The 22645-nt window shown below is 62.8% G+C and carries 14 protein-coding genes; 3 read left to right on the top strand and 11 right to left on the bottom strand.

Annotated elements, in window-relative coordinates; all coding sequences use genetic code 11:
• Positions 1 to 4: 4 nt before the first annotated feature.
• Genes mdtC through ACJ8HB_RS15835 form a run of 3 tightly spaced genes read right to left on the bottom strand, consistent with a single transcriptional unit; the run spans position 5 to position 7454 of the window.
• Positions 5 to 3085, bottom strand: a complete 3081-nt coding sequence (gene mdtC, locus ACJ8HB_RS15845) for a multidrug efflux RND transporter permease subunit MdtC (protein ID WP_047570975.1) — start codon at positions 3083 to 3085, stop codon at positions 5 to 7.
• Complete coding sequence (locus tag ACJ8HB_RS15840; protein WP_047570977.1) at positions 3082 to 6201, bottom strand: MdtB/MuxB family multidrug efflux RND transporter permease subunit; 3120 nt, start codon at positions 6199 to 6201, stop codon at positions 3082 to 3084. Before ACJ8HB_RS15840 ends, mdtC begins: the two co-directional genes overlap by 4 nt.
• On the bottom strand, positions 6201 to 7454 hold the full coding sequence (locus tag ACJ8HB_RS15835; RefSeq protein ID WP_033648835.1) for an MdtA/MuxA family multidrug efflux RND transporter periplasmic adaptor subunit: 1254 nt from the start codon (positions 7452 to 7454) through the stop codon (positions 6201 to 6203). Before ACJ8HB_RS15835 ends, ACJ8HB_RS15840 begins: the two co-directional genes overlap by 1 nt.
• Before the next feature lie 272 nt (positions 7455 to 7726).
• Between ACJ8HB_RS15835 and ACJ8HB_RS15830 the strand changes: the two genes are divergently transcribed.
• Both ACJ8HB_RS15830 and ACJ8HB_RS15825 read left to right on the top strand, forming a co-directional pair.
• On the top strand, positions 7727 to 8680 hold the full coding sequence (locus ACJ8HB_RS15830; RefSeq protein WP_033648834.1) for an aldo/keto reductase: 954 nt from the start codon (positions 7727 to 7729) through the stop codon (positions 8678 to 8680).
• 61 nt (positions 8681 to 8741) lie between these two features.
• A complete protein-coding gene (locus tag ACJ8HB_RS15825) occupies positions 8742 to 9359 on the top strand; it encodes a pyridoxamine 5'-phosphate oxidase family protein (protein ID WP_047570979.1) in 618 nt (205 codons plus the stop codon).
• On the opposite strand, the gene ACJ8HB_RS15820 is transcribed toward ACJ8HB_RS15825, so the two are convergent.
• Positions 9356 to 9922 (bottom strand): GNAT family N-acetyltransferase, encoded by a 567-nt coding sequence (locus ACJ8HB_RS15820; RefSeq protein WP_033648832.1) that lies wholly within the window; start codon positions 9920 to 9922, stop codon positions 9356 to 9358. The genes ACJ8HB_RS15825 and ACJ8HB_RS15820 overlap by 4 nt on opposite strands.
• Before the next feature lie 51 nt (positions 9923 to 9973).
• Positions 9974 to 11326, bottom strand: a complete 1353-nt coding sequence (gene yegD, locus ACJ8HB_RS15815; protein ID WP_033648831.1) for a molecular chaperone — start codon at positions 11324 to 11326, stop codon at positions 9974 to 9976.
• A gap of 164 nt (positions 11327 to 11490) precedes the next feature.
• Here yegD and alkA point away from each other — a divergent pair, with 164 nt between their 5' ends.
• Positions 11491 to 12981, top strand: coding sequence for a DNA-3-methyladenine glycosylase 2 (gene alkA, locus ACJ8HB_RS15810; protein ID WP_033648830.1), 1491 nt, complete (start codon positions 11491 to 11493; stop codon positions 12979 to 12981).
• Between the two features lie 9 nt (positions 12982 to 12990).
• Here the strand turns inward: alkA and ACJ8HB_RS15805 are convergent, their stop codons facing one another.
• The 6 genes from ACJ8HB_RS15805 to ppk1 all read right to left on the bottom strand — a co-directional run bounded on the left by ACJ8HB_RS15805 (position 12991) and on the right by ppk1 (position 22574).
• Positions 12991 to 13344, bottom strand: a complete 354-nt coding sequence (locus tag ACJ8HB_RS15805) for a DNA-binding protein (RefSeq protein WP_047570981.1) — start codon at positions 13342 to 13344, stop codon at positions 12991 to 12993.
• A gap of 192 nt (positions 13345 to 13536) precedes the next feature.
• On the bottom strand, positions 13537 to 16863 hold the full coding sequence (locus tag ACJ8HB_RS15800) for a diguanylate cyclase (protein WP_047570983.1): 3327 nt from the start codon (positions 16861 to 16863) through the stop codon (positions 13537 to 13539).
• 185 nt (positions 16864 to 17048) lie between these two features.
• Positions 17049 to 18482 (bottom strand): magnesium transporter, encoded by a 1434-nt coding sequence (gene mgtE / locus ACJ8HB_RS15795; protein WP_033654569.1) that lies wholly within the window; start codon positions 18480 to 18482, stop codon positions 17049 to 17051.
• 103 nt (positions 18483 to 18585) lie between these two features.
• Positions 18586 to 18768, bottom strand: a complete 183-nt coding sequence (locus ACJ8HB_RS15790) for a YfgG family protein (protein WP_047570985.1) — start codon at positions 18766 to 18768, stop codon at positions 18586 to 18588.
• 181 nt (positions 18769 to 18949) lie between these two features.
• Positions 18950 to 20500 carry an exopolyphosphatase gene (ppx, locus tag ACJ8HB_RS15785; protein ID WP_033635528.1) on the bottom strand — a complete coding sequence of 517 codons (1551 nt, stop codon included), beginning with the start codon at positions 20498 to 20500 and terminating at the stop codon, positions 18950 to 18952.
• 10 nt (positions 20501 to 20510) lie between these two features.
• The gene (gene ppk1 / locus ACJ8HB_RS15780; RefSeq protein ID WP_047570988.1) at positions 20511 to 22574 is read right to left on the bottom strand and encodes a polyphosphate kinase 1; all 2064 of its coding nucleotides are present in this window, start codon (positions 22572 to 22574) and stop codon (positions 20511 to 20513) included.
• Positions 22575 to 22645: the final 71 nt, after the last annotated feature.

Here is a 22645-nt window from a genome sequence, read left to right as displayed (position 1 = left end):
GCCATTAATGCGGCAGCGGGGCCAGTTGCTTGTTGCGGCGGAACTTCGCCTGCAGCCGGTCGAAGTAAAGGTAGACCACCGGGGTGGTGTACAGCGTCAGCAGCTGGCTCATCACCAGACCGCCGGCGATGGTGATGCCGAGCGGCTGGCGCAGCTCCGCGCCGTCGCCGCTGGTCAGCACCAGCGGCAGTGCGCCGAACAACGCCGCCAGCGTGGTCATCATGATCGGCCGAAAACGCAGCAGGCTGGCCTGGAAAATCGCCTCGCGGGCGCTGATGCCGCCGTTGCGCTGCGCCTCGAGCGCGAAGTCGACCATCATGATGGCGTTTTTCTTCACGATGCCGATCAGCAGCATGATGCCGATCAGCGCGATCAGGCTGAACGGCGCGCCGAACAGCTCGAGCGCCAGCAGCGCGCCCACGCCGGCGGAAGGCAGCGTAGAAAGGATGGTCAGCGGATGGATATAGCTCTCATACAGCACGCCGAGTACGATATAGACCGTGGCGATAGCCGCCAGGATCAGGATCAGCTGCGACTTCAGGGTGTCCTGGAATACCTGGGCGGTGCCGGCGAACGCGCCGCGTACCGTAGACGGCACGCCGAGCTGAGTCATGGTGCGCTCTACCGCGGCGGTGGCGTCCGACAGGCTGCCGCCGTCCGGCAGGTTAAAGGAAATGGTCGAGGCGGCGGACAGCCCCTGATGGTTGACCGACAGCGGCGCGTTGGCCGGCCGCCAACTGGCGAAGTAGGAGAGCGGAATCGCCTTGCCTTCGCTGTTGATGATGAACATTTTGTCCAGCGAGCTCACGTCCTGGGTGTAGGGCGGCGCCACTTCCATCACGACTTTGTATTGGTTGAGCGGTTGATAGATGGTCGAAATCTGCCGCTGGCCGAAGGCGTTGTTCAGCAGGTTGTTGGCGTCGGATACCGAAATGCCGAGGCGCGCCATGGTTTCGCGATCGTAGACCAGATCCATCTCCGAGCCTTTATCCTGCTGATCCGAGTTGACGTCCGCCAGCTCGGGCAATGCGGCCAGCGCGGTGCGGATCTTCGGCTCCCATTCGCGCAGCGCGGCGAGATCGTCCGCCAGCAGCGTGTATTGGTAGCTGGCGTTGGCCTGCCGGCCGCCGACGCGGATATCCTGCACCGCCATCAGAAACAGGCTGGCGCCCGGTTCTTTGGCCAGGCGAGCGCGCAGGCGGGCGATCACTTTCTGCGCGTCGTCGCTGCGTACCGACAGGGGTTTCAGTGAGATGAACATCGAACCGCTGTTGGTGCGCGAGCCGCCGGTAAAACCGGTGACGTTTTCCACGTCCGGATCTTCGCGCACGATTTTCATGAAGTCTTCCAGTTTACCGCGCATCGCCTGGAACGAAATGCTTTGGTCGGCCTGGATAAAGCCCATCAGGCGCCCGGTATCCTGTTCCGGAAAGAAGGTTTTCGGGATGCTGATATACAGCCAGACGTTGAGCGCAAGGGTGGCGAGGAACACCGCCAGCACCCAGCGCGAGTGGCCGAGCACCCAGTTCAGCGAGCGTCCGTAGCCCTGCTGCAGCGCCAGCAGCATTTTGCCGAAGCCGCGCGCCCGCCGCTGCGAACGCGGCGGCTGGTGGCGCAGCAGGTAGGCGCACATCATCGGCGTGAGCGTGAGCGAGACGATGAGCGACAGCCCGATCGATACCGACAGGGTGACGGCGAACTCGCGGAACAGGCGCCCCGGCAGGCCTTCCATCAGCAGCAGCGGGATAAACACCGCCACCAGCGAAACGCTCATCGACAGCACGGTGAAGCCGACTTCCCGCGCGCCCAGCAGCGCGGCGTTGATCGGTTTCATGCCGGCTTCGACATGGCGGGAAATGTTTTCCAGCACCACGATGGCGTCGTCCACCACAAAGCCGGTGGCGATGGTCAGCGCCATCAGCGACAGGTTGTTGAGGCTGAACCCGCACAGATACATGGCGGCGAACGAGCCGATCAGCGACACCGGCACGGCGACCGCCGGGATCAGCGTGGCGCGCCCGGAGCGCAGGAAGATGAACACCACCAGGATCACCAACCCGATGGCGATCGCCAGCGACTGTTCCACCTCGGCCAGCGACGCGCGAATGGTCGGCGAACGATCCTGCGCGACGCTGAGTTTAATCGAGGCCGGGATATTCTCCTGCAGGGCGGGCAGCTCGGCGCGAATGCGATCGACGGTTTCGATGATGTTGGCGTCCGGCGCGCGGCTGATGGCCAGAATGATCGCCGGTTTGGCGTCGGTCATCCCGGCGTTGCGCACGTCTTGCACCGAGTCGTTGACCTCGGCCACGTCGGCCAAACGCACCGCCGAGCCGTTGTTGTAATGAACGATCAGCGGACGGTAGGCCTCGGCGGTTTTCAGCGCGTCGTTGGCCTGGATCTGCCAGCGCTGCTGCGGGTTTTCCACGGCGCCCTGCGGGCGGCGCACGTTGGCGTTGGCGATGGCCTGCCGTACGGTGTCCAGCGACACGCCCTGATTGAACAGAGCCGAAGGGTTCAGTTCCACCCGCACCGCCGGCAGTGAGCTGCCGCCCACGGAAACGTCGCCGACGCCCTCGGTCTGGCTGATCTTCTGCGCCAGCTGGGTGGAGGCGAAATCGTAAAGCTGCCCCTGGCTGTAGGTGTCCGAGGTCAGCGTCAGGATCATGATCGGCGCGTCGGAAGGGTTGACCTTGCGGTAGCTGGGGCGGCTCGGCATGCCGGTCGGCAGCAGGCTTTGCGCGGCGTTGATCGCCGCCTGCACGTCGCGCGCGGCGCCGTTGATGTCGCGATCGAGATCGAACTGCAAAATGACCCGGGTACTGCCGAGCGAGCTCATCGAGGTCATTTCGTTAACCCCGGCGATGCGGCCCAATGCGCGCTCCAGCGGCGTCGCCACCGAGGACGCCATGGTTTCCGGCGAGGCGCCCGGCAGCGACGCGCTGATCGAAATCACCGGAAAGTCCACCTGCGGCAGCGGCGACACCGGCAGCAGGCGAAAACCGATCGCGCCGCTGATGGCGATGGCCAGCGTCAGCAGGGTGGTGGCCACCGGCCGGTGAATGAACAGGGCGAAGAATTTCACGGCAGCTCCTGCGTATCCGGCTGGCGATGCGTGTTGCGCGCCAGTTTGTCAAACAGCAGGTAGATCACCGGCGTGGTGAACAGCGTCAGGATCTGGCTCATGATCAAACCGCCGACCATACAGACGCCGAGCGGATGCCGCAGCTCCGCGCCGACGCCGGTGCTCAGCATCAGCGGCAGTGCGCCGAGCAAGGCCGCCAGCGTGGTCATCAGGATCGGCCTAAAACGCAGCAGGCAGGCCTGATAGATGGCGTCGCGCGGCGATAAGCCCTGCTCGCGTTCCGCCGCAAGCGCGAAGTCGATCATCATGATGGCGTTCTTCTTCACGATGCCGATCAGCAGGATGATGCCGATGATGGCGATCACGTCCAGCTCGCTGCCGGCCATCATCAGCGCGAGCAGCGCGCCGACCCCGGCGGTCGGCAGGGTGGAGAGGATGGTGACCGGATGAATGAAGCTTTCATACAGCACGCCCAGCACGATGTACATCGCCACCACCGCCGCTAAAATCAGCCACAGCGTGCTGCCGAGCGCCGCCTGGAAGGCCAGGGTCGCCCCCTGGAATTGGGTGGTGATGTCCCTCGGCATGTTGAGATTTTCTTCCGCCTGGGTGACCGCGTCGACCGCCTCGCCGAGCGAATAGCCGTCGGCGACGTTGAACGAAACGGTGGCCGACGGGAACTGGTCGAGATGGTTGACCGACAGCGGGCCGAAGCGCTCTTCGATTTTGGCGATGGCGCTCAGCGGCACCACGGCGCCGTCGTTGCCGCTTAGACGGATCTCATTGAGCGCCGCCAGCCCCGGCGTCGCGCTGACGTCGTGCTCCAGCACCACACGGTATTGGTTGGCCTGGGTGTAGATGGTGGAGATCAGGCGCTGGCCGAACGCGTTGTACAGCGCATTGTCCACGTCGCTCATGGTGACGCCGAGGCGGGAGGCCGAATCGCGATCGACGTTGACGTAGGCCACCAGCCCCTGATCCTGCCAGTCGCTGGTGACGTCCGCCAGCTGCGGGGTTTGCTTCAGCTCATCCATCAGCTGCGGCACCCACAGGCTGAGATCGTCCAGCGACATCGCCTGCAGGGTGAACTGGTACTGGGTGCGGCTGACCTGGGTATCGATGGTCAGATCCTGCACCGGCTGCAGATACAGCTTCACGCCGGGGAACTGCGCCGTCTGCTGCTGCAGGCGGCTGATGATCGCCGGAATGCGCTCGCTGCGTTCGCTCAGCGGTTTCAGGTTGATCTGCAGCCGGCCGCTGTTGAGCGTGGCGTTGCTGCCGTCGACGCCGACGAACGAGGTCAGGCTTTCCACCGCCGGATCTTTGAGGATCTGCGCCGCGACCTGCTGCTGGCGCTCGGCCATATTGCTGAACGAGACGCTCTGCGGCGCTTCCAGCGTGCCCTGAATGATGCCGTTGTCCTGCACCGGGAAGAAGCCTTTCGGGATCAGCAGGTACAGCAATACCGTCAGCGCCAGGGTGCCGACGGCCACGCCGAGCGTCAGCCAGGGATGGTTAAGCACCTTTTTCAGCCACTGGCCGTATCGCGCGATCACCCGCTCGAAAAAGCGTTCGGAGGCGGCGGAAAACCGGTTCTGCTTGCGCAGCGATTCGTGGCTGAGCATGCGCGCGCACATCATCGGCGTCAGCGTCAGCGACACCACGGCGGAGATCAAAATCGCTACCGCCAGCGTGACGGCGAACTCGCGGAACAGGCGGCCGACGATGTCGCCCATGAACAGCAGCGGGATCAGCACCGCCACCAGCGAGAAGGTCAGCGAGATGATGGTGAAGCCGATCTCGCCGGCGCCTTTCAGCGCGGCGTCGAGCGGTTTTTCCCCTTTCTCGATGTAGCGCGAGATGTTCTCGATCACCACGATGGCGTCGTCCACCACGAAGCCGGTGGCGATGGTCAGCGCCATCAGCGTCAGGTTGTTGATGGAGAAGCCGAGGAAGTACATGGCGGCGAAGGTGCCGACCAGCGACAGCGGCACCGCCACGCTGGGGATAATGGTCGCCGGCACGTTGCGCAGGAACACGTAGATCACCATCACCACCAGCGCGATCGCCAGCAGCAGCTCGAACTGCACGTCGCTGACCGAGGCGCGGATGGTGGTGGTGCGATCGGTCAGCACCTTGACGTCGACCGACTTGGGCAGGCTTTTAATCAGCGTCGGCAGCATTTCGCGGATGCTGTCGGCGGTGGTGATGACGTTGACGCCGGGCTGGCGCTGAATGTTCAGCACGATCGCCTGTTGCTTGTTGGCCCAGGCCGCCAGCCGGGTGTTTTCCGCCCCTTGTTCAATGGTGGCGATATCCTGCAGGCGGATCGCCGCGCCGTTCTGGTAGGCGACGATCAGCTGGCGATAGTCGTCGGCAGATTTCATTTGGTCGTTGGCGGACAGGGTGACCGAGCGGGTCGGGCCGTCCAGGCTGCCTTTCGCCGAGTTGACGTTGGCGTTGCTGATGGCGGCGCGGATGGTTTCACTGTTCAGGCCATAGGCGGCGACCGCCGCGGCGTTCAATTTTACGCGCACCGCCGGGCGTTGGCCGCCGGCCAGCGTCACCAGGCCGACGCCGGTCACCTGAGAAATTTTTTGCGCCACGCGGGTTTCCACCATGTCTTCCACCTGCGTCATCGGCATGGCGGTGGAGGTCACGGCCAGCGTCAGGATCGGCGGATCGGCCGGGTTAACCTTGCTGTAGATCGGCGGGTAGGGCAGATCGGTCGGCAGCAGGTTGGTGGCGGAGTTGATCGCCGCCTGCACTTCCTGCTCCGCGACGTCGAGCGGCAGCGCCAGCTGGAACTGCAGTGTGACCACCGAGGCGCCGCCGGAGCTTTGCGACGCCATTTGTTTGAGGCCGGACATCTGGCCGAACTGGCGTTCCAACGGCGCGGTAATGGCGGAGGTCACCACGTCCGGGCTAGCGCCGGGATACAGCGTCACCACCTGGATGGTGGGGTAATCCACCTCCGGCAGGGCGGACACCGGCAGCGCGCGATAGCCGATAATCCCCGCCAGCAATATCGCCACCATCAGCAGCGTGGTGGCGACCGGACGCAGAATAAACAGGCGGGACGGACCGCCGCCGGCGTTGGGAGGCATCACCTGCATCAGGACTTCCTCTGAACGTCAGGTTCGCGCTTGGCGTTGGCCGCCGCCGGCGCTTCGCTCGGCGCGAGCACTTCCACCTGCATGCCTTCGGTCAGGCGATCGATGCCGTCGGTCACCACCCGATCGCCGGCGTTGAGGCCGGCGCTGATCACCACCTGCCGGCTGTCCTGCACGCCGGCGGTGACCCGATGTTTGCTGACCCTGTTGTCTTCGCCGAGCGTCCAGACGAAGTTGCCCTCGTTGCCCATCTGCAGCGCGGCGGTCGGGATAACCACCGCATCGTGCAGGGTATCCACCTGCAGCCGCGCGTTGACGAACTGGTTGGGGAACAGCGCGTCATCTTCGTTGGTGAAGCGCGCTTTCAGCTTGATGGTGCCGGTGGCGGTATCAATTTGGTTGTCCAGGCTCAGCAGCGAACCGGTCGTCAGCTTGTTCTGGTTGGTGCGATCCCAGGCTTCGACGCTCACCGGCCCGGCTTTTTGCGCCTTGAGCAGATCGGCGATGTTGCCTTCGGGCAGCGTGAACACCACGTCGATCGGGTGCGTCTGCGTGATCACCACCAGACCGGTGGTGCTGCCGCTGGTGACATAGTTGCCGACGTCGACCAGTTTCAGGCCGACGCGGCCGTCGATTGGCGCAGTGATGCGGCTGTAGGTGATCTGCAGCTTGGCGCTGTCGACCGCGCCCTGATCGGCCTTGATCGCGCCTTCGGTTTGCTGCACCAGCGAGGCCTGCGTATCCAGCTCCTGGCGGGAAACCAGATTGGTTTTCACCAGCTGCTGATAGCGCGCCAGATCGCGCCGGGCGTTGGCCAGCGTGGCCTGATCTTTTGCCAACTGCCCCTGGGCCTGGGTCAACTGAACCTGGAACGGCCGGGGATCGATCTCCGCCAGCAGATCGCCGGCTTTCACCTGCTGGCCTTCGGTAAAGTGGATCGCCATCAGTTGGCCATCGACCCGGCTGGTGACGGTCACGGTATTGGCGGCGGTGGCGGTGCCCAAGCCGGAAAGATAGCGCGGCACCGTCTGGCGGGTGGCGGTCGCCGCCTGCACCGGCGACATCGGCGCGCCGCGTCTGCCGCCCGCCGCGCGGCCCGCTCCCGTTTTACCGGCGGCCTGGTGCGCGCCCGGCGTCGTCCCGGTGGCCGGTTGGGCGGCGCTGAAATGGCGCCAGGCCAGAACGGCGACGATGATCGCAATCGCCGCAACCAGCAGGCGCAGCAGCAGGGAACGACGTTGGGGTTTTGCATTCATGGTGGTGAAAATTCTCTCCAAAAGGCAGGGGCGCGGGCACTCATTGCCACAAAAATGACACTCCTTACAGGATACTAGTTTAGCCAGCGAAGACGGCATAAAAATGAAGGAAATATGGAGGAACCGTCAGCATTGTCCTAATAAGTGGGTGATTTGAGCATGCTATGTTTATAAGTGATTTATTCCGGCTTATAGCCAATGCGTTTTAACGATTTCCTGCATTTGGCGCTAATAATTAACAGGCAAATCATTTAACCCATGGAGCCTTTGTGATGAGCAAGAAACAACTGGGCCGTTCGGGCATTCAGGTGCCGGCGTTGACCTTCGGCGGCAACGTGTTCGGCTGGACGGCGGATCAAGCGACCTCTTTCAGCCTGCTGGATGCGTTGGTGGACAATCAGCTCAACTTTATCGATACCGCCGATGTCTATTCCAGCTGGGCGCCGGGCAACCGGGGCGGCGAATCGGAAACCGTCATCGGCGAATGGCTCAAGAAGAGCGGCAAGCGCGACAAGGTGATCATCGCCACCAAGGTGGGCAAACCGATGGGCGAAGGCAAACAGGGGCTGTCGCCGCGCTATATTCAGCAGGCGGTGGAGGACTCGCTGCGCCGCCTGCAAACCGATTATATCGATCTCTACCAGTCGCACGACGATGACCGCGATACGCCGCTGGAAGAGACGCTGGCGGCGTTCGATGCGCTGATCAAGGCCGGCAAGGTGCGGGCGATTGGCGCCTCCAACTATCAGGCGGATCGCCTGGAAGAAGCGCTGCGGGTGAGCGAAAGCAACGGGCTGGCGCGCTACGAAACCCTGCAGCCGGAATATAACCTGTATGCGCGCGAAGGGTATGAGGCCGAGCTGGAAGGCGTGGCGCAGCGCCATGGCCTCGGGGTGATCAACTTCTTCGCGCTGGCCAGCGGCTTCCTGACCGGCAAATACCGCAGCAAAGCGGACGAGGGCAAAAGCCAGCGCGGCGATCGCATCGTCGAACGCTACCTTAACCCGCGCGGTTTCCGCATTCTGGCGGCGCTGGATCAGGTGGCGGGCAAGCACGGCAGCTCCCCGGCGCAGGTCTCGCTGGCCTGGCTGATTGCGCGCCCGAGCATCACCGCGCCGATCGTCAGCGCCACCTCGTTGCCGCAGTTGGATGAGTTGGTCAGCGCCACCCGCCTGACGCTGGATGCGGACGACATTCAGACGCTGAACCACGCCAGCGCTGAGTAAGAGCCGCCGGCGATTTTGCTCTATGCTGAAGGGGTCAATATGACTTATTCAGGAAACCGCAATGTCTGGCGATATCATCAACGACCTCGCGACGCTGGAACAGCTGTACGGCAAACCCGCCGCGCCCTCGGTGTTTAAAGAAGTCAGCTATATCCACCCGGCGTACCGTCCGTTTATCGAGGCGGCGCCGTTTGCCGCCCTCTCGACGGTCGGGCCGGACGGCATGGATGTCTCCCCGCGCGGCGATCCGGCCGGTTTTATCCATATCGAAGACGAGAAAACCCTGCTGCTGCCGGATCGGCGCGGCAATAACCGCATCGACAGCCTGCGCAATATCCTGCACGACAACCGGGTGGCGCTGCTGCTGCTGATCCCCGGTATCGGCGAAACGCTGCGGATTAACGGGCGGGCGGAGATCGTGGTGGCGCCGGCGGTGCTGCAGCGCTTCGCCCAGCGTAATCAGTTGCCGCGTTCGGTGCTGCGCATTCGGGTGGAGGCGGTGTTTTTCCAGTGCAGCCGGGCGATCTTGCGTTCGGGACTCTGGGAAGAGGGCAGCCGCCTCGAACGTTCGGCGCTGCCCAGCCCCGGCCATATTTTGGCCGCGGTGAGCCAAACGCGCTTCGACGGTGAGGAGTACGACCAGGCGCTGCCGCAGCGGCTGAAGGATACGCTGTATTAATCGCCGCGACGTTCGCGCCACGTTTGCCGGTTCAGCCGGTACAAGACGTGCTTTTGCAGCGGATGGCCCGTCGGCAGGCGTGGGTGCAGGAAGGTTTCGCCGTCAAACTGCATGCCGATGCGCGTCATCACCCGGCGCGACGGTTGGTTGTTTTCGGCTGTGAAGGACACCACTTCCGGCAAGTGAAGCGTGTCGAAGGCGCACGCCAGCGCCGCGCGTGCCGCTTCAGCGGCGTAGCCGTTGCCCCAATGGGCCGCCGCCAGCCGCCAGCCAATCTCCACGCAGGGGGAACAGGGCAGATCGTCGCCCGGCCGCGCCAGCCCGACAAACCCGATAAAGGGCGCGCCGTCTTTCACTTCCACCGCCCATAGCCCCCAGCCATGTTGTTGCATGAAGGCGCGGATGCGTTCGGCCTGCGCGCGGCTTTCCTCGGCCGTCATCGTCGCCGGGAAATAGCGCATCACCTGCGGATCGGCGTTAAGCGCAGCGAAGGCCGGTAGATCGTCGTCGCGCCAGGGGCGCAGGCGCAGCCTGGCGCTGTCAAGGGTAAGGATGGTTGACATGATGTATAGCCTCCAATGAGCAAGGGCGCGACGAGCCGCGCCCTTGGGCCGTCAACGGAACAGCGTTTGCGCCCAGCGCGCCAGCCCGGCGGTGACCGAGCCGAAGTCGTTGCCGCCGACGATCGGAATGCCTGGCAGCTGCTGTTGCAGCGCGGCGCGCAGCAGGGGGGAGCGCGCGCTGCCGCCGGTTAGGTAGATCACCTGCGGCGCGGTCTGGCTGCTGGCCAGCGCGGCGCTGACCTGTTCCTGGATGCGCATCAACGGCTGCGAGATGGCGTCTGCGAGCTGAGCCTGGCTGATGCTCTCCGCCAGATCGGCCTGCACGAAGCCGAGCGGCGCGCTGATGGCGGTTTGGCCGGACAGGGCTATCTTACTCTCTTCGGCCGCGCGCACCAGTCGGTAGCTCAGGCGCTGCTGGTACACTTTCAGCAGGCGTTTGACCTTTTCCGGCTCCGCCGCGTCGAGGATCAGATCGCGCAGCACGCGGCCGTTGGCGGCGCTGTAGAAGTCGTTTTGCGCCGGCACGTCGTTGGTCGCCACCGCGTTCCAGTAAGGCAGCGCCGGCAGGGCGATGCCTTTCGCGGTTTCGCCGCCCAGGCCGAACAGCGGCATCAACTGTTTGAAGGCCAGCATGATGTCCAGATCGTTACCGCCGACCCGGCAGCCGCTGTGGCCCAGCAGGCTTTGCTGGCGATCGGCGCGGTCGCGCCACTGTGGCCCCATCAGCAGCACCGAGCAGTCGGTGGTGCCGCCGCCGATGTCCACCACCAGCACGGTTTGCTCTTCGCTCAGCGTCGCCTCGAAGTCCAGCCCCGCCGCCACCGGCTCGAACTGGAATTCAATGGCTTTGAAACCGGCGCGTTCGGCGGCGCGCTGCAAAATGCCCTGCGCCTGCCGGTTGGCCTCTTCGCCGCCGATGCCCTGGAAGTTGATCGGCCGGCCGATCACCGCCTGCTCGATGCCGGTCTGCAGCACGTTTTCCGCCTGGCGTTTGATGTGGAACATCATGGCGCACACCAGGTCTTCGAACAGCGCGATCTGCTGCGGTTTCAGTCCGTTGGCGCCGAGGAAGGATTTCGGCGAGCGCACGAAGTACACCTCTTCCGGATCTTCCATGTAGTGCGCCAGCGCCTGCAGGCCGAACAACACGCTGTCGCCGTTGACCGGAATGTCCTCTTCGCGGTTGTAACTGATGGCGCGGCGCAGCAGCTGCTGGTTTTCTTCGCTGCCGGTTGGCACCTGCCAATGGCGGTGCAGGCATTCGCTCACCGCTTCGCGGGTCGGCGCGCACAGCATCGAAGGCAGATACGGTTCGTTGTTTTCCAGCGTCAGCAGCTCGGGGCCGTGGTCGCGCATCACCGCGACGGAACAGTTGGCTGTCCCGTAATCGAATCCAATAAACATCTCTTTTTTGTCCCCATGCCAATGAAGGGGGGCGACTTTACCCGAGACGGGGCCGGCGGGCAATGCGCCAATGCGCGAGTGTCGAAAAATTTAGCGGGCGCGGCATCGGCATGCTTAACTTAATGTCCGAATTCCGCACGTCAGCGCGCCAGGCGAGCCCCATAATGCAGAAAAAACCGAACCCGAGCGTTGCCATGAATACTCAACAGCAAGCGTTGTACGACGCGCTGCGCGCGCGTGACCGCAAATTCGACGGCCGCTTTTTCGTCGGCGTCTCTTCCACCGGCATCTATTGCCGCCCGGTGTGCAGCGCCCGCACGCCGAAGCTGGAAAACTGCACCTTTTATCCGAGCGCGGCGGCGGCCGAGCTGGCGGGCTTTCGCCCCTGTCTTAAATGCCGGCCGGAGCTGGCACCCGGCCTGGCGCTGATCGATCTGGGCAATCGCTATGCGCAGGTGGCGGTGCAGCTCATCGAGCAAGGCTATCTGTCCGAACACAGCTGCGAAGCGCTGGCGGCGCGGCTCGGTATTTCCGATCGCCACCTGCGGCGCATCTTCGCCGAACAGTTTGGCGCTTCGCCGATCGATTACGCGCAGTCGCACCGGTTGCTGCAGGCCAAACGCCTGCTGGCGGACACCGATCTGCCGCTCAGCGAGGTGGCGTTCGCCGCCGGTTTCGGCAGCCTGCGGCGTTTCAACGAGCTGTTCAAGGCGCGCTATCGCCTGATCCCGTCTGCGCTGCGCAGCGGCGGCGCGCGCGGTGAGCGGGCCGCCGCCAGCGGGCTGGTGTTCCATCTGGGCTATCGGCCGCCCTATGACTGGGATCGCATGCTGAATTTCCTGCAGGCGCGCGCCGTGCAGGGCGTGGAGCGGGTCGAGGGACGCCGCTACCTGCGTTCGATCGCCGTCAACCAGGGCGGCACGGAATATCGCGGCTGGGTCAGCGTGCAGCCGGAGGAAGCGCGCAACCGGGTCAGGGTCGAGATCGCGCCTGCGCTCAGTTTGGTGACGACGGAGGTGCTGCGCCGCGTGCGCCTGCTGTTTGATCTGGACGCCGCGCCGGATCGCATCAATGAGGCGCTGGGCTTGCTGGCGGCCGATGCGCCGGGGCTGCGCCTGCCGGGCTGCGTGAACAGCTTCGAGCAGGCGGCGCGGGCGGTGCTGGGGCAGTTGGTTAGCGTGAAAATGGCGGCGACCTTCGCCGGGCGGATGGCCGAACGCTGGGGAGAGCCGCTGGCGGCGCCGCACGAGGGCATCACCCACGTTTTCCCCAGCGCCGAACGGGTGGCGCAGCTGCAGCCCGAAGCACTGCGCCTGCTCGGGGTGCAGCTGAAGCGCGCGGCGGCGCTGATCGAGATCGCCCGCGCGCTGGGCGAAGGGCGGCTGCAGCTCGACAACGTGCTGGATATCGACCAGGGCATCAGGGCGCTGACCGCGCTGCCGGGCATCGGCAACTGGACCGCCAGCTATATCGCGATGCGCGCCTGGTCTTGGCCGGACGTGTTTCTGGCCGGCGACTACCTGATCAAACAGCGTTTTCCCGGCATGACGCCGCGCCAGATCGAACGCTATGCCGAACGTTGGCGCCCGTGGCGCTCTTACGCCACGCTGCATCTGTGGCACAACGACGGCTGGGCGCCGGAAGGGGAGGATTGAGTATTCGGGCTAGCGGAGGGGCTCGATCAGCTGCAGCAGGCGGCTCATGCCCTCGCGCATCAGGAACGCCAGCAGCTTTTCCCGCTCGGCCGGCGTCAGGTGGTAGTAATACTCGATCCAGACCCGTATCGGATCCTGGCGTTTGACGTCGTAGCCCGGAGGGTCTGTCTCGCGCAAGGCAGACAGGCTGCGCGCGCCGTACGGCAGGCTGTCGATATGGTATTCCAGCGCTTTGCCCTGCACGCCGCTGCGGCGGCGGCTTAGCCAGCCTTCGCGCCGGGCCATCAAATTGACCCCTTGCGGTGTTGAAGGCAACCCCGCCTTGCCCATCAGTTCCCTGGCGGAAAACCATTTCTTTTCCATAGTCCCTTATCCCTGAGCCATCACATGTCGAGGAAAATCAACGGATACGCTGATGTTCGCATGGGAGTTTCATCTTATTTAATCGTTTAAGCTTCAGGTGTTATTTATATCACTAATCTCGCATGGGTTAACACAATGTGAATAACGGGAGTGCGGCGCCGCCCGCGAGACGGCGCCGGTGAGGGGGAGGGGTTAGCGAATGCCGAAGTAGCCGTCGCTGAGCAACACCGCCAGCGGCTGCTCCAGCGCTACCTGATCGCCATCCGCCAGATCGACGCCGATATCGCGCAGCGCCTGCAGCGTCACCGGTTGGTGGGCCGGCCCGGCGAGCGTCTGCGCTTTGATCCGATGCGCCGCGCCGTTGAGCATCGAGACCATCAGTTCATCCATCTGGTTGCAGTGCACGTTGGTGATAAAGCGTTCATCGACGCGAATGATGTCGATTTTCTGATCGCCCAGCTCATCGAAGGCATTGATGTTATGTCCGAAGCCATTGACGATCAGCCGGCAGCCCAGCTGCTGCAGTTCGCGAAGACACGCCCGGCACTGCGCGGCGTGTTCCAGCACCACGGCCTCATCGACGCTGAACAACAGTGCCTGCGGCGGCAGCGAGGAAGCGCGCACCCTTTCCGTCAGCTCGCGCTGGAAGTCGGTGTTCAGCAGGCTGTCGGTGGCCAGCGGCAACGCGAGCGACAGCCCCTTGCGCTTGATGTCGTCGGCGCAGTGCACCAGCAGCTGCGCCACCGTCCAGCGGTCGATGTCCGGCATCAGGCCGTACAGCTGCGCGGCGGCGATGAACGCCTCGTGCGGCAGCGGCCGATCGTCTGGCGCCATCACCTGCAGTTTCACCTGGTGGAAAGCGGCCGACAGCGGCGTCGCCGGCGGCGCGGCCGCGCGGGTCAACAGCCGCAACTGCCCCTCGCTGATGATCGTCTGTACCTCCTGTGGGCTCAGTAATTCATGCTGTCGCTCCAGCAGCTGTTTTTGTCGTGCCTCATACAGATACACCTGGCCGCGCCCGTGGTGCTTGGCGGTGTAGCAGGCGATGTCGGCCTGGGCCAGCAGTTCGCTGCTTTTGGCGTCGCCGCCGATGCGCGTGATGCCGGCGCTGGCGCCGACGCGGTAAATTTTCCCTTCCCAGTAGAACGGGTGTTGGCTGATTTGGTTGACCACCTGTTGCATCAGCGATTTGGCCTGCTCCAGCCGGCAGTCGAACAGGATCAGGCCGAACTCGTCACCACCCAGCCGGGCCAGACAGTCGCTGTTGCGCAGCTGGTGACGCATCAGCTGGGCGATGTCTCGCAGCAAGGCATCGCCCGCCGCGTGGCCGGCGGTGTCGTTCACCGCCTTGAACCGATCCAGATCGAGAAACACCAGCGAATGCGGCGGCGACGGTTCCCCGCCGGCGACGATTGCCGCTTTCAGCTGCTTCTCGAAGCTGGCGCGGTTCGGCAGGCCGGTCAGCGCGTCGTGCGAGGCGCTGTAGCTGAGCTTTTTCATCAGTTCGCGCGAGGCGGTGACATCCTGCAGCACCATCACCGCGCCCATGGTTTCACCGTCGAGGGTTTTCAGCGGTGAGACAGACTGCTGCACGTCGAAATAGCGCCCGTCGCGGCTGTGCAGCACCAATGCGTAATCCGCCGGCCACTGCCGTGGATATTGCGTGAGGTTTTCGATTTCCGGGCCGTCTTTGCCGTTGGTCAGGCGCACCACGCCGGCGACGGGCATACCGATCGCCAGATCGAGCGGCCAGCCGCACATCTGCTCGGCCACCGGATTCATAAAGGTAATGCGCAGGTGGCTGTCGGTGGAGATCACCCCTTCGCCGATGGCGTCGAGGGTGATGTGCAAACGCTCTTTCTCCTCGTGCAGCGCTTCGGCGAGGCTCTTGAGCTCGGTCATGTCGATATTGGTGCCGATCATGCGCAGCGGCCGGCCCTGATCGTCGAGGATCACGTTGCCCTGGCCGCGAATATGGCGCACGCTGCCCTGGCGGGTCACGATGCGGTATTCCATGACGAAAGGCTTGGGGTCGGCCAACAGCGCGGCCAGCTCGCGATCGGTGCGGTCGCGATCTTCCGGCACCAACAGGGTGCGCCACAGCGCCAGCGTCGGCGTTTGGTCGGGATTGAGATCGTAGAGTTCGAACATGCGCTGATCCCAGGTGAAGTTTTCCTGGCTCATCACCCATTCCCAGATGCCGACGCCGCCCACCTGATTGGCCAGCGTAATGCGCTCCACCAGTCGGTTGTTTTCCGCCTGGCTGCGCTTCAAATCGCTGATGTCCTCCACCTGCGAGATGAAGTACAGCGGCAGGCCTTCGGCGTCGCGCACCAGCGAGACCGCCAGCAGCGCCCAGACGGTCTGGCCGTCGCTGCGGATGTAGCGTTTCTCCATGGTGTAGCTGCTGATATGGCCATCGAGCAGGTCGTGCAACTGGCTTAGATCGGCGGTGAGATCGTCGGGATGCGTAATTTCTTGAAAGGTCAGCTTATGCAGCGCCTCAGGCGTATAGCCGAGCAGCGCGCACAGCGCCTGATTGACCTGCAGCCATTTCCCCTGCGGCGACACCAGCGCCATGCCGATGGCGGAATACTCCAGCGCGCTGCGAAAGCGGCTTTCGCTCTCGACGATGTGCTGTTTTTCCACCCGAAAGGCGTGCATCACCACCGCCATCGCGTGCGCCGGGATTAAAATCAGCAGCATCGGCAAGTACAGACCGAGATCGCCAAGGTGCTTACCGGAAGCCTGGAAATGCAGCAACCCCAGCGAAATCATCACGGTGATCAGCAAGAGGGTGCAGAAGCAAACGGTGAACGCCTCAAAACGCGGCAGTGCGATGGCTGCCCACAGCAGCGGCAAAATCACGAACGTGAACGGAAAAGGCAGGTAGGTCAGCGCCATAAAGCTGAAAGCCAGCGTAACCATCAGCGTCAGCAATAATGGAAACGGGTTCAGCGCCGTCAGGGTGCGACGGTTATAAGAGAGGCCGATCGGCGCCAGCGACAGCACCCCTATCGCTTCGGAAATGAACCAGGTACCGAACGGCTGCCAAAAAGGCTGGCCTGGCGCGGGCACCAGGCCGGCGGCCAGCAGCGCGCTGAACAGCGGGGTAAAAATCACCGCGCACACCACAAAACGCAGCCAACTGGCGAGATCGTTCAACGGATCGTACGGGTGTAGCATGCGGCGCAGCAGCAGGGCGCAAACCGCCGCTTCCAGCAGGTTGATGGCGGCCAGCTTGATGGGAGTGGCGCTGACGCCGAACAGCAAGAAGCTGGCGAGCACGATGCCGAGGCCGCTGGCCAACAGCGGCAGGCCCCAGTGGCGCGGGGCGTGGCGGTACAGCACCGCGATCGCGGCGGCGGTCGGAAACCACAGCGGGGTGAAGTGGCTGGCTTCGCTGGACAGCGACAGGCTTAGCAAGGCGAGCAGAAACGTCGCCAGCGCCACTAACAGGGAATGCGTCAGCACGACGCCTTTGTGGGTGCCGAACGTGTTCGGCGCGCTGATCTCCATAGACACCCTTACCGATGGCCTCTGTCAGTGATTGGATTCATGACGTGGATGAATTAAGACGATTTATTGGCAAAGGGTAGTACAGCGCGAGAGGAAAACCTACCGGGATGGCCGACTTTACTGCGTTAACGCAAACCCGGCGACAGAATGGCGAAAAAGCCGGCGCGCGGCCGGCTTTTCGCGTATTACAGCAGGAACAGGGTGGCGAGGCCGAGGAAGATGAAAAAGCCGCCGGTATCGGTCAGCGCGGTGATGAGCACGCTGGAGCCGACCGCCGGATCGCGGCCCACTTTGAGCATGGTCATCGGGATCACTACGCCCATCAGCGCCGCCAGCAGCAGATTGAGCAGCATCGCCAGCGTCATCACGCCGCCCATCGCCGCGTCGCCGTACAGCAGCCAGGTGATGACGCCCATGATGCCGCCCCACACCACGCCGTTGATGATGGCGACGCCCAGCTCTCTGAGCATCAGGCGCGAGATGTTGCCGACTTCGATCTGGTGCAGCGCCAGCGCGCGCACGATCATGGTGATGGTCTGGTTGCCGGTGTTGCCGCCGATGCCGGCGACGATCGGCATCAGCGCCGCCAGCGCCACCAGCTGGGAAATGGTGTGTTCGAACAGGCCGATCACCCGCGAGGCGATGAATGCGGTGCAGAGGTTGATCGCCAGCCAGGCCCAGCGGGTCTTGACCGCCTTGCTGACCGGGGCAAACACGTCTTCTTCCGGGCTCAAACCGCCCATGCGGCGCAGGTTGGTGTCGCTCTCTTCGTTGACGGCGTCGACGATCTCTTCGATGGTCAGGCGGCCCATCAGTTTGCCCTTGGCGTCAACCACCGGGGCGCTGATCAGGTCGTAACGTTCGAACGCGCCGGCCGCTTCATCGGCCTTGTCTTCGGGCTGAAAGGTGGCGGGATCGCTGTCCATCACTTCGCGCACCGGGATCTCCGGATCGTTCAGCAGCACTGCGGTCAGCGGCAGCTCGCCCAACAGGGTGTTTTTGCGATCGGTGACGAACAGTTTATCGGTGGCGTCGGGAATGGTTTTGCGCATGCGCAAGAAGCGATGCACCGCGCCGAGCGTGACGTCCGGCCGCACCGTCACCAGTTCGAAATCCATCATCCAGCCGACGCTGTCTTTGGCGTACTGGCTCATCTCGCGCACCTGGGCGCGCTGCTCCGGCTCCAGCGAGGTCAGCAACCGGCCCATCAGGTTACGCGGCAGGTATTGCGCCAGGTAGGCCTGTTCGTCGACGTCCAGCGTTTTGATCGCTTTGAGCAGGTCTTTGTCGCTCATTTCCTCGATCAGGCTGTCCCAGACCGGTTCGGCGACCTCCACCAGCGTCTGGCCGCGCTTGCTGTTGCCCACCAGCCGCCACAGCGCCATACGTTCGTCCTGCGGCAGCGCCTCCAGCAGGTCCGCCAGGTCGGCGGCGTGCATATCGTCCAACAGACCGGTGATTTCCGCCGTCTGGTTCAGCAGTTCGCTTTGGCTGAGGGCGTGTTCATCCCCTGGCCGGCCGAGAATGCCGTCGACCAACTCCTTATTGTTCAACAGCAGAGTGAGAATGCGCTGGCGGTATTCAGCGACTTTTTTGACGTTATGGGTTGCGGCTGACATGGTGTTCCTTTACGGGCGCTCGGCGTTCCTGACGCAGGCTCATTAAAAGATAGAGCATAGCGGGTGCCGGCGTCATTTTTATGAAGCGGCCGGGGTGCGGCGGTTATTCAGAGGAGTCGTCCTGTTGCGGCGCGCTGACTTCGGCGGCGTTTTGCGCAGCGGCCTGCTTTTTTTCCTGATGATGAGGCACCGCCACCACGGCGGCGTACAGCAGTCGGCCGACTAAAATGATAAAGCTGATAAACAACACTATCTTCGTCATCTGTCCGGTGGTTTTCTTGCGCATATATCACCCGGTATGCCGGTGTCCTGTGTTATTCGCTCGTGAATTTGTAAGCGGATTTTAGGCGCTGATGACAAAAGTTGTCCATTTTTTTCCGGCGTGCGGGGCGGCGCATTAGGGCTTCGTTTAGGTTGACGGCGCGAGGGCGGAAAGAAAAACCCCCTGTCTGGCAGGGGGCGGGGGATCAGGCGGAGCGCTGTTCGTTTTGCGAGCCTTCTTCTTCGATCAGCAGCTTCCAGCCGACGACGTCGTTCCAGTAGGCCTGCTCGCGCTCGAAATCGAGCTGCACCAGGTTGTTTTGTGCCAGGTAGCCGGCCGGGAAGCGCAGCGTCCAGTGGTTGTCGTCGGTGGTCAGGCGCAGCGTTTCCGGCGTGGTGGTCGACTGACGCTGGTTGTTGAGCAGGGTGCTCAGACGCAGCAGCTGGATCAGCGGCAGGTAGTGCTTCTTCTTGAACAGGTTGAGGCGCGGCAGCTCTTCGAGCTTGATCGCTTTGCGGTGGAAACGCACCAGCGCCGCCAGCAGCAGCTGCTGTTCCTGGTTGAAGCCAGGCAGGTTGGAGTTTTGCAGAATGTAGGCCGAATGGCGGTGCATGCCGCTGTGGTTGATGCTCAGCCCCACCTCGTGCAGCATGGCGGCCCATTTCAGCAGCGCTTCCAGCTGCGGATGCGCCAGCTTGGTGTTTTGCGCCATCCACTGCGAGTAGAGCAGCTCGGTGGTTTCCAGCACCCGCTTGGCCTGTTCGCGGTCGATGTTGTAGTGATCGGCCAGGCTCTTGGCGGTGCGGCTGCGGATGTCCTGATGGCGGAAGCGGCCTTCCATTTCATACAGCACGCCTTCGCGCAGCGCGCCGTCGGACAGGCGCAGATCGCGGATCGCCAGCGCGTCGAACACGCCGCACAGGATAGCCAGCCCCGGCACGAACACCGATTGGCGATCCTCCGACAGCCCCGGCAGGCTCAGCGAACTGAAGCTTTTGAACTGCAGCACCTGTTCGGCGAGCATTTCCAGGCGATCCAGGGTGATGAGACCGTCTTTTTCCCCCATCGCCACCAGCACTTCGTGGGCGGCCTTGATGGTGCCCGAGGCGCCCAGCGCGTACTGCCAGCCCTGAATGCGGTACTGCCAGGCCAGCGTTTCCAATTTTTGCGCCGCCGCCAGCCGCGCGCGGCGGAAGTTGTTTTTGCTGATCTCGCCGCCCGGGAAGAACAGCTGGGCGAAGCTGACGCAGCCCATGCGGCGGCTTTCCGCCAGCAGCGGCTCGAAGTCTTCGCCGATCACCAGCTCGGTGGAGCCGCCGCCGATGTCGATCACCAGCTTGCGGCCTTTCTCCGGCTGAGTGTGCTCCACGCCCATGAAGATCAGGCGCGCCTCTTCCTGGCCGGCGATGATTTCGATCGGGTAGGGGATCACTTTGGCGGCGCGCTTGAGGAACACTTCGGCGTTCACCGCCTGACGCAGGGTGTGCGTCCCGACGATGGTCACGTTATCCGCCGGGAAGCCCTGCAGCCGTTCGGCAAACAGCGCCAGGCAGGCCAGGCCGCGTTCTATCGCCTCTTCACTGAGTACGTTGTTGCTGTCCAATCCGTCGGCGAGATGCACCCGCTGTTTTAAACGGCCCAATACCTGTAAGGCGCCGTTGACGACGCGGGCGATCACCATGTGGAAACTGTTCGACCCGAGGTCGATGGCGGCGATTTCCTGCGGTTTGTTCGTTGCAGTGTTTTTTAGCGGCATAGTTGCTGGCCTACTGTCCTGGTTGTTCCAGAGCTTTTAAATACTCGTAAATAGCCACCTGGGCACGCACTTTGCGGCGGTTGCCGCGCGGCACGTACTGGTTGCTCAGTTCTTTATCCACATAACGGGCCTTGACCGTATCGCTGAACAGGATCTCCAGAATGTCCAGAACGCGCTGTTTCAGCGCCGGATCCAGCAGCGATACCGCCACTTCGATACGGTAATCTATGTTGCGGGTCATCCAGTCGGCGGAGGACAGATACACCCGTTTGTCACCTTTATTGTCGAAAACGTAAACCCGGTCGTGCTCCAAAAAGCGATCGACGATGCTGATCACCTGAATATTGTCGCTGATCCCCGGCAGGTTGGGAATCAGGGAACACATGCCCCGCACCAGCAGGCGGATCTTCACGCCGGCGCCGGACGCGGTATATAACCGATCTACCAGCCCTTTATCCACCAGATTATTAATTTTCAACATAATGCCGGCCTGTTCCCCGGTTTGGGCGTTGGCGATTTCGTTGTCGATCAGCTCGTACAGTTTCAGGCGCGAGTTCTGCGGCGACACCATCAGGTTGTCGAAGGTGACCGGCCGGTAGGGGTTCTCGATAAAGTTGAACACCCGACGCACCTCGTTGGTGATGCGTGAGTCGGCGGTCAACAGCGAATAGTCGGTGTAGATGCGCGCGGTTTTTTCGTTAAAGTTGCCGGTGCCGATATGAGCATAGCGCACAATTTCATCGCCTTCACGGCGTGAAATCAGGAACAGTTTGGCGTGGATTTTCAGGCCCGGCGCGGAGAAGATCACGTGTACGCCGGCCTCGGTCAGGCGCTTCGCCCAATGAATGTTGGCTTCTTCGTCGAAGCGCGCCTGCAGCTCGACCACCACCGTGACTTTTTTGCCGTTGTGCGCAGCGTGGATCATCGATTCGATGATGCGTGAATCTTTCGCTACCCGGTAGATGTTGATCTTGATAGCCAACACGCTCGGATCGAACGACGCCTGGCGCAGCAGCTCCAGCACGTGCTCGAAGGTGTGGTACGGATAGTAGAGCAGCACGTCTTTTTCGCGAATGGCGTCGAAGCCGTTGCGGAAATCGTCGAACCAGATGTGGCGCAGGCGCGGCAGCGGCTTGTTGACCAGGTTGGCCTTGCCGACGTTCGGGAAGCTGATGAAATCTTTGAAGTTGTGGTAGCGGCCGCCGGCGATCACCGAATCGTAGTTGGAGATGCCCAGCTTGCCGCGCAGCAGTTCCACCATTTCGTTCGGCATGTCGCGCTGATACACGAAGCGCACCGGCTCGGCGGTCAGGCGCTGTTTCAGGCTGGAGGACATCAGTTCCAGCAGGCTGGATTCCATTTCGGTCACCAGATCGTACTCCGCGTCGCGGGTCATTTTCATCGAGTAGGCGTTGAGCGCGTCGTAGTCGAAGAAGCCCTTGAAGATATCGTCCAGGCAGTAACGCAGAATGTTGTCCAGCAGGATCATCGGCTTGCGGCGGCGCGGCGCTTCCGGCGGCAGATTGACGAAGCGCGGCACCTTGTCGGACGGGATCTCCAGCAGCGCATAGTCGATGCGCGCGCCGCGGATGATCTCCACCGCCAGATAGGTGTAATCGTCTTTCAGGAACTGCACCAGATTGGTGTCGTGATTGATCAGGATCGGCGTGATGTGCTGGCGCAGATGCTGTTTGAAATATTGCCGCAGCCAGATTTGCTGGTTCTCGGACACCTGGCGTTCGTTGATCAGGAAGATCTGGTTACGCGCCATTTCCAGCAGCAGATCGTTGTACAGGCCGTCGAACTCCTGATCGGTTTTCAGCACCTTGGCCTGGATCTTTTTCAGCAGGTGGCGCGAGGCGCCGGCGGAGCCTTGCTCTTCGCTGATCAGGATGCGCCGTTTGAGATCGGCGAAGCGGACTTTATAGAATTCGTCGAGGTTGTTGGAGTAAATGCCCAGAAAACGCATACGTTCAATCAGGGGATTGCTCTTATCTGCGGCTTCCTGCAACACGCGTTCATTAAAGGATAACCAGCTTAGTTCTTTTTCGATGTAGAGCTTTTCCTGACCCATTGCCACTCCAGTTCAAATTTAGAATAGGATCCGGGACGCAGCGCCCGGATGCCGCTCTAGTGTCCTTGATC

It is taken from the genome of Serratia sp. CY27727 (assembly GCF_052169275.1).
In the GTDB taxonomy this organism is placed as follows: domain Bacteria; phylum Pseudomonadota; class Gammaproteobacteria; order Enterobacterales; family Enterobacteriaceae; genus Serratia; species Serratia sarumanii.
This window is presented reverse-complemented; position numbering and strand designations above follow the sequence as displayed.

Bases quoted from the DNA above. Each gene is read 5' to 3' on its own strand.
- ACJ8HB_RS15840 (WP_047570977.1), bottom strand. From the start codon at position 6,201: ATGCAGGTGATGCCTCCCAACGCCGGCGGCGGTCCGTCCCGCCTGTTT.
- ACJ8HB_RS15835 (WP_033648835.1), bottom strand. From the start codon at position 7,454: ATGAATGCAAAACCCCAACGTCGTTCCCTGCTGCTGCGCCTGCTGGTT.
- ACJ8HB_RS15830 (WP_033648834.1), top strand. From the start codon at position 7,727: ATGAGCAAGAAACAACTGGGCCGTTCGGGCATTCAGGTGCCGGCGTTG.
- ACJ8HB_RS15825 (WP_047570979.1), top strand. From the start codon at position 8,742: ATGTCTGGCGATATCATCAACGACCTCGCGACGCTGGAACAGCTGTAC.
- ACJ8HB_RS15820 (WP_033648832.1), bottom strand. From the start codon at position 9,922: ATGTCAACCATCCTTACCCTTGACAGCGCCAGGCTGCGCCTGCGCCCC.
- yegD (WP_033648831.1), bottom strand. From the start codon at position 11,326: ATGTTTATTGGATTCGATTACGGGACAGCCAACTGTTCCGTCGCGGTG.
- alkA (WP_033648830.1), top strand. From the start codon at position 11,491: ATGCAGAAAAAACCGAACCCGAGCGTTGCCATGAATACTCAACAGCAA.
- ACJ8HB_RS15805 (WP_047570981.1), bottom strand. From the start codon at position 13,344: ATGGAAAAGAAATGGTTTTCCGCCAGGGAACTGATGGGCAAGGCGGGG.
- ACJ8HB_RS15800 (WP_047570983.1), bottom strand. From the start codon at position 16,863: ATGGAGATCAGCGCGCCGAACACGTTCGGCACCCACAAAGGCGTCGTG.
- mgtE (WP_033654569.1), bottom strand. From the start codon at position 18,482: ATGTCAGCCGCAACCCATAACGTCAAAAAAGTCGCTGAATACCGCCAG.
- ACJ8HB_RS15790 (WP_047570985.1), bottom strand. From the start codon at position 18,768: ATGCGCAAGAAAACCACCGGACAGATGACGAAGATAGTGTTGTTTATC.
- ppx (WP_033635528.1), bottom strand. From the start codon at position 20,500: ATGCCGCTAAAAAACACTGCAACGAACAAACCGCAGGAAATCGCCGCC.
- ppk1 (WP_047570988.1), bottom strand. From the start codon at position 22,574: ATGGGTCAGGAAAAGCTCTACATCGAAAAAGAACTAAGCTGGTTATCC.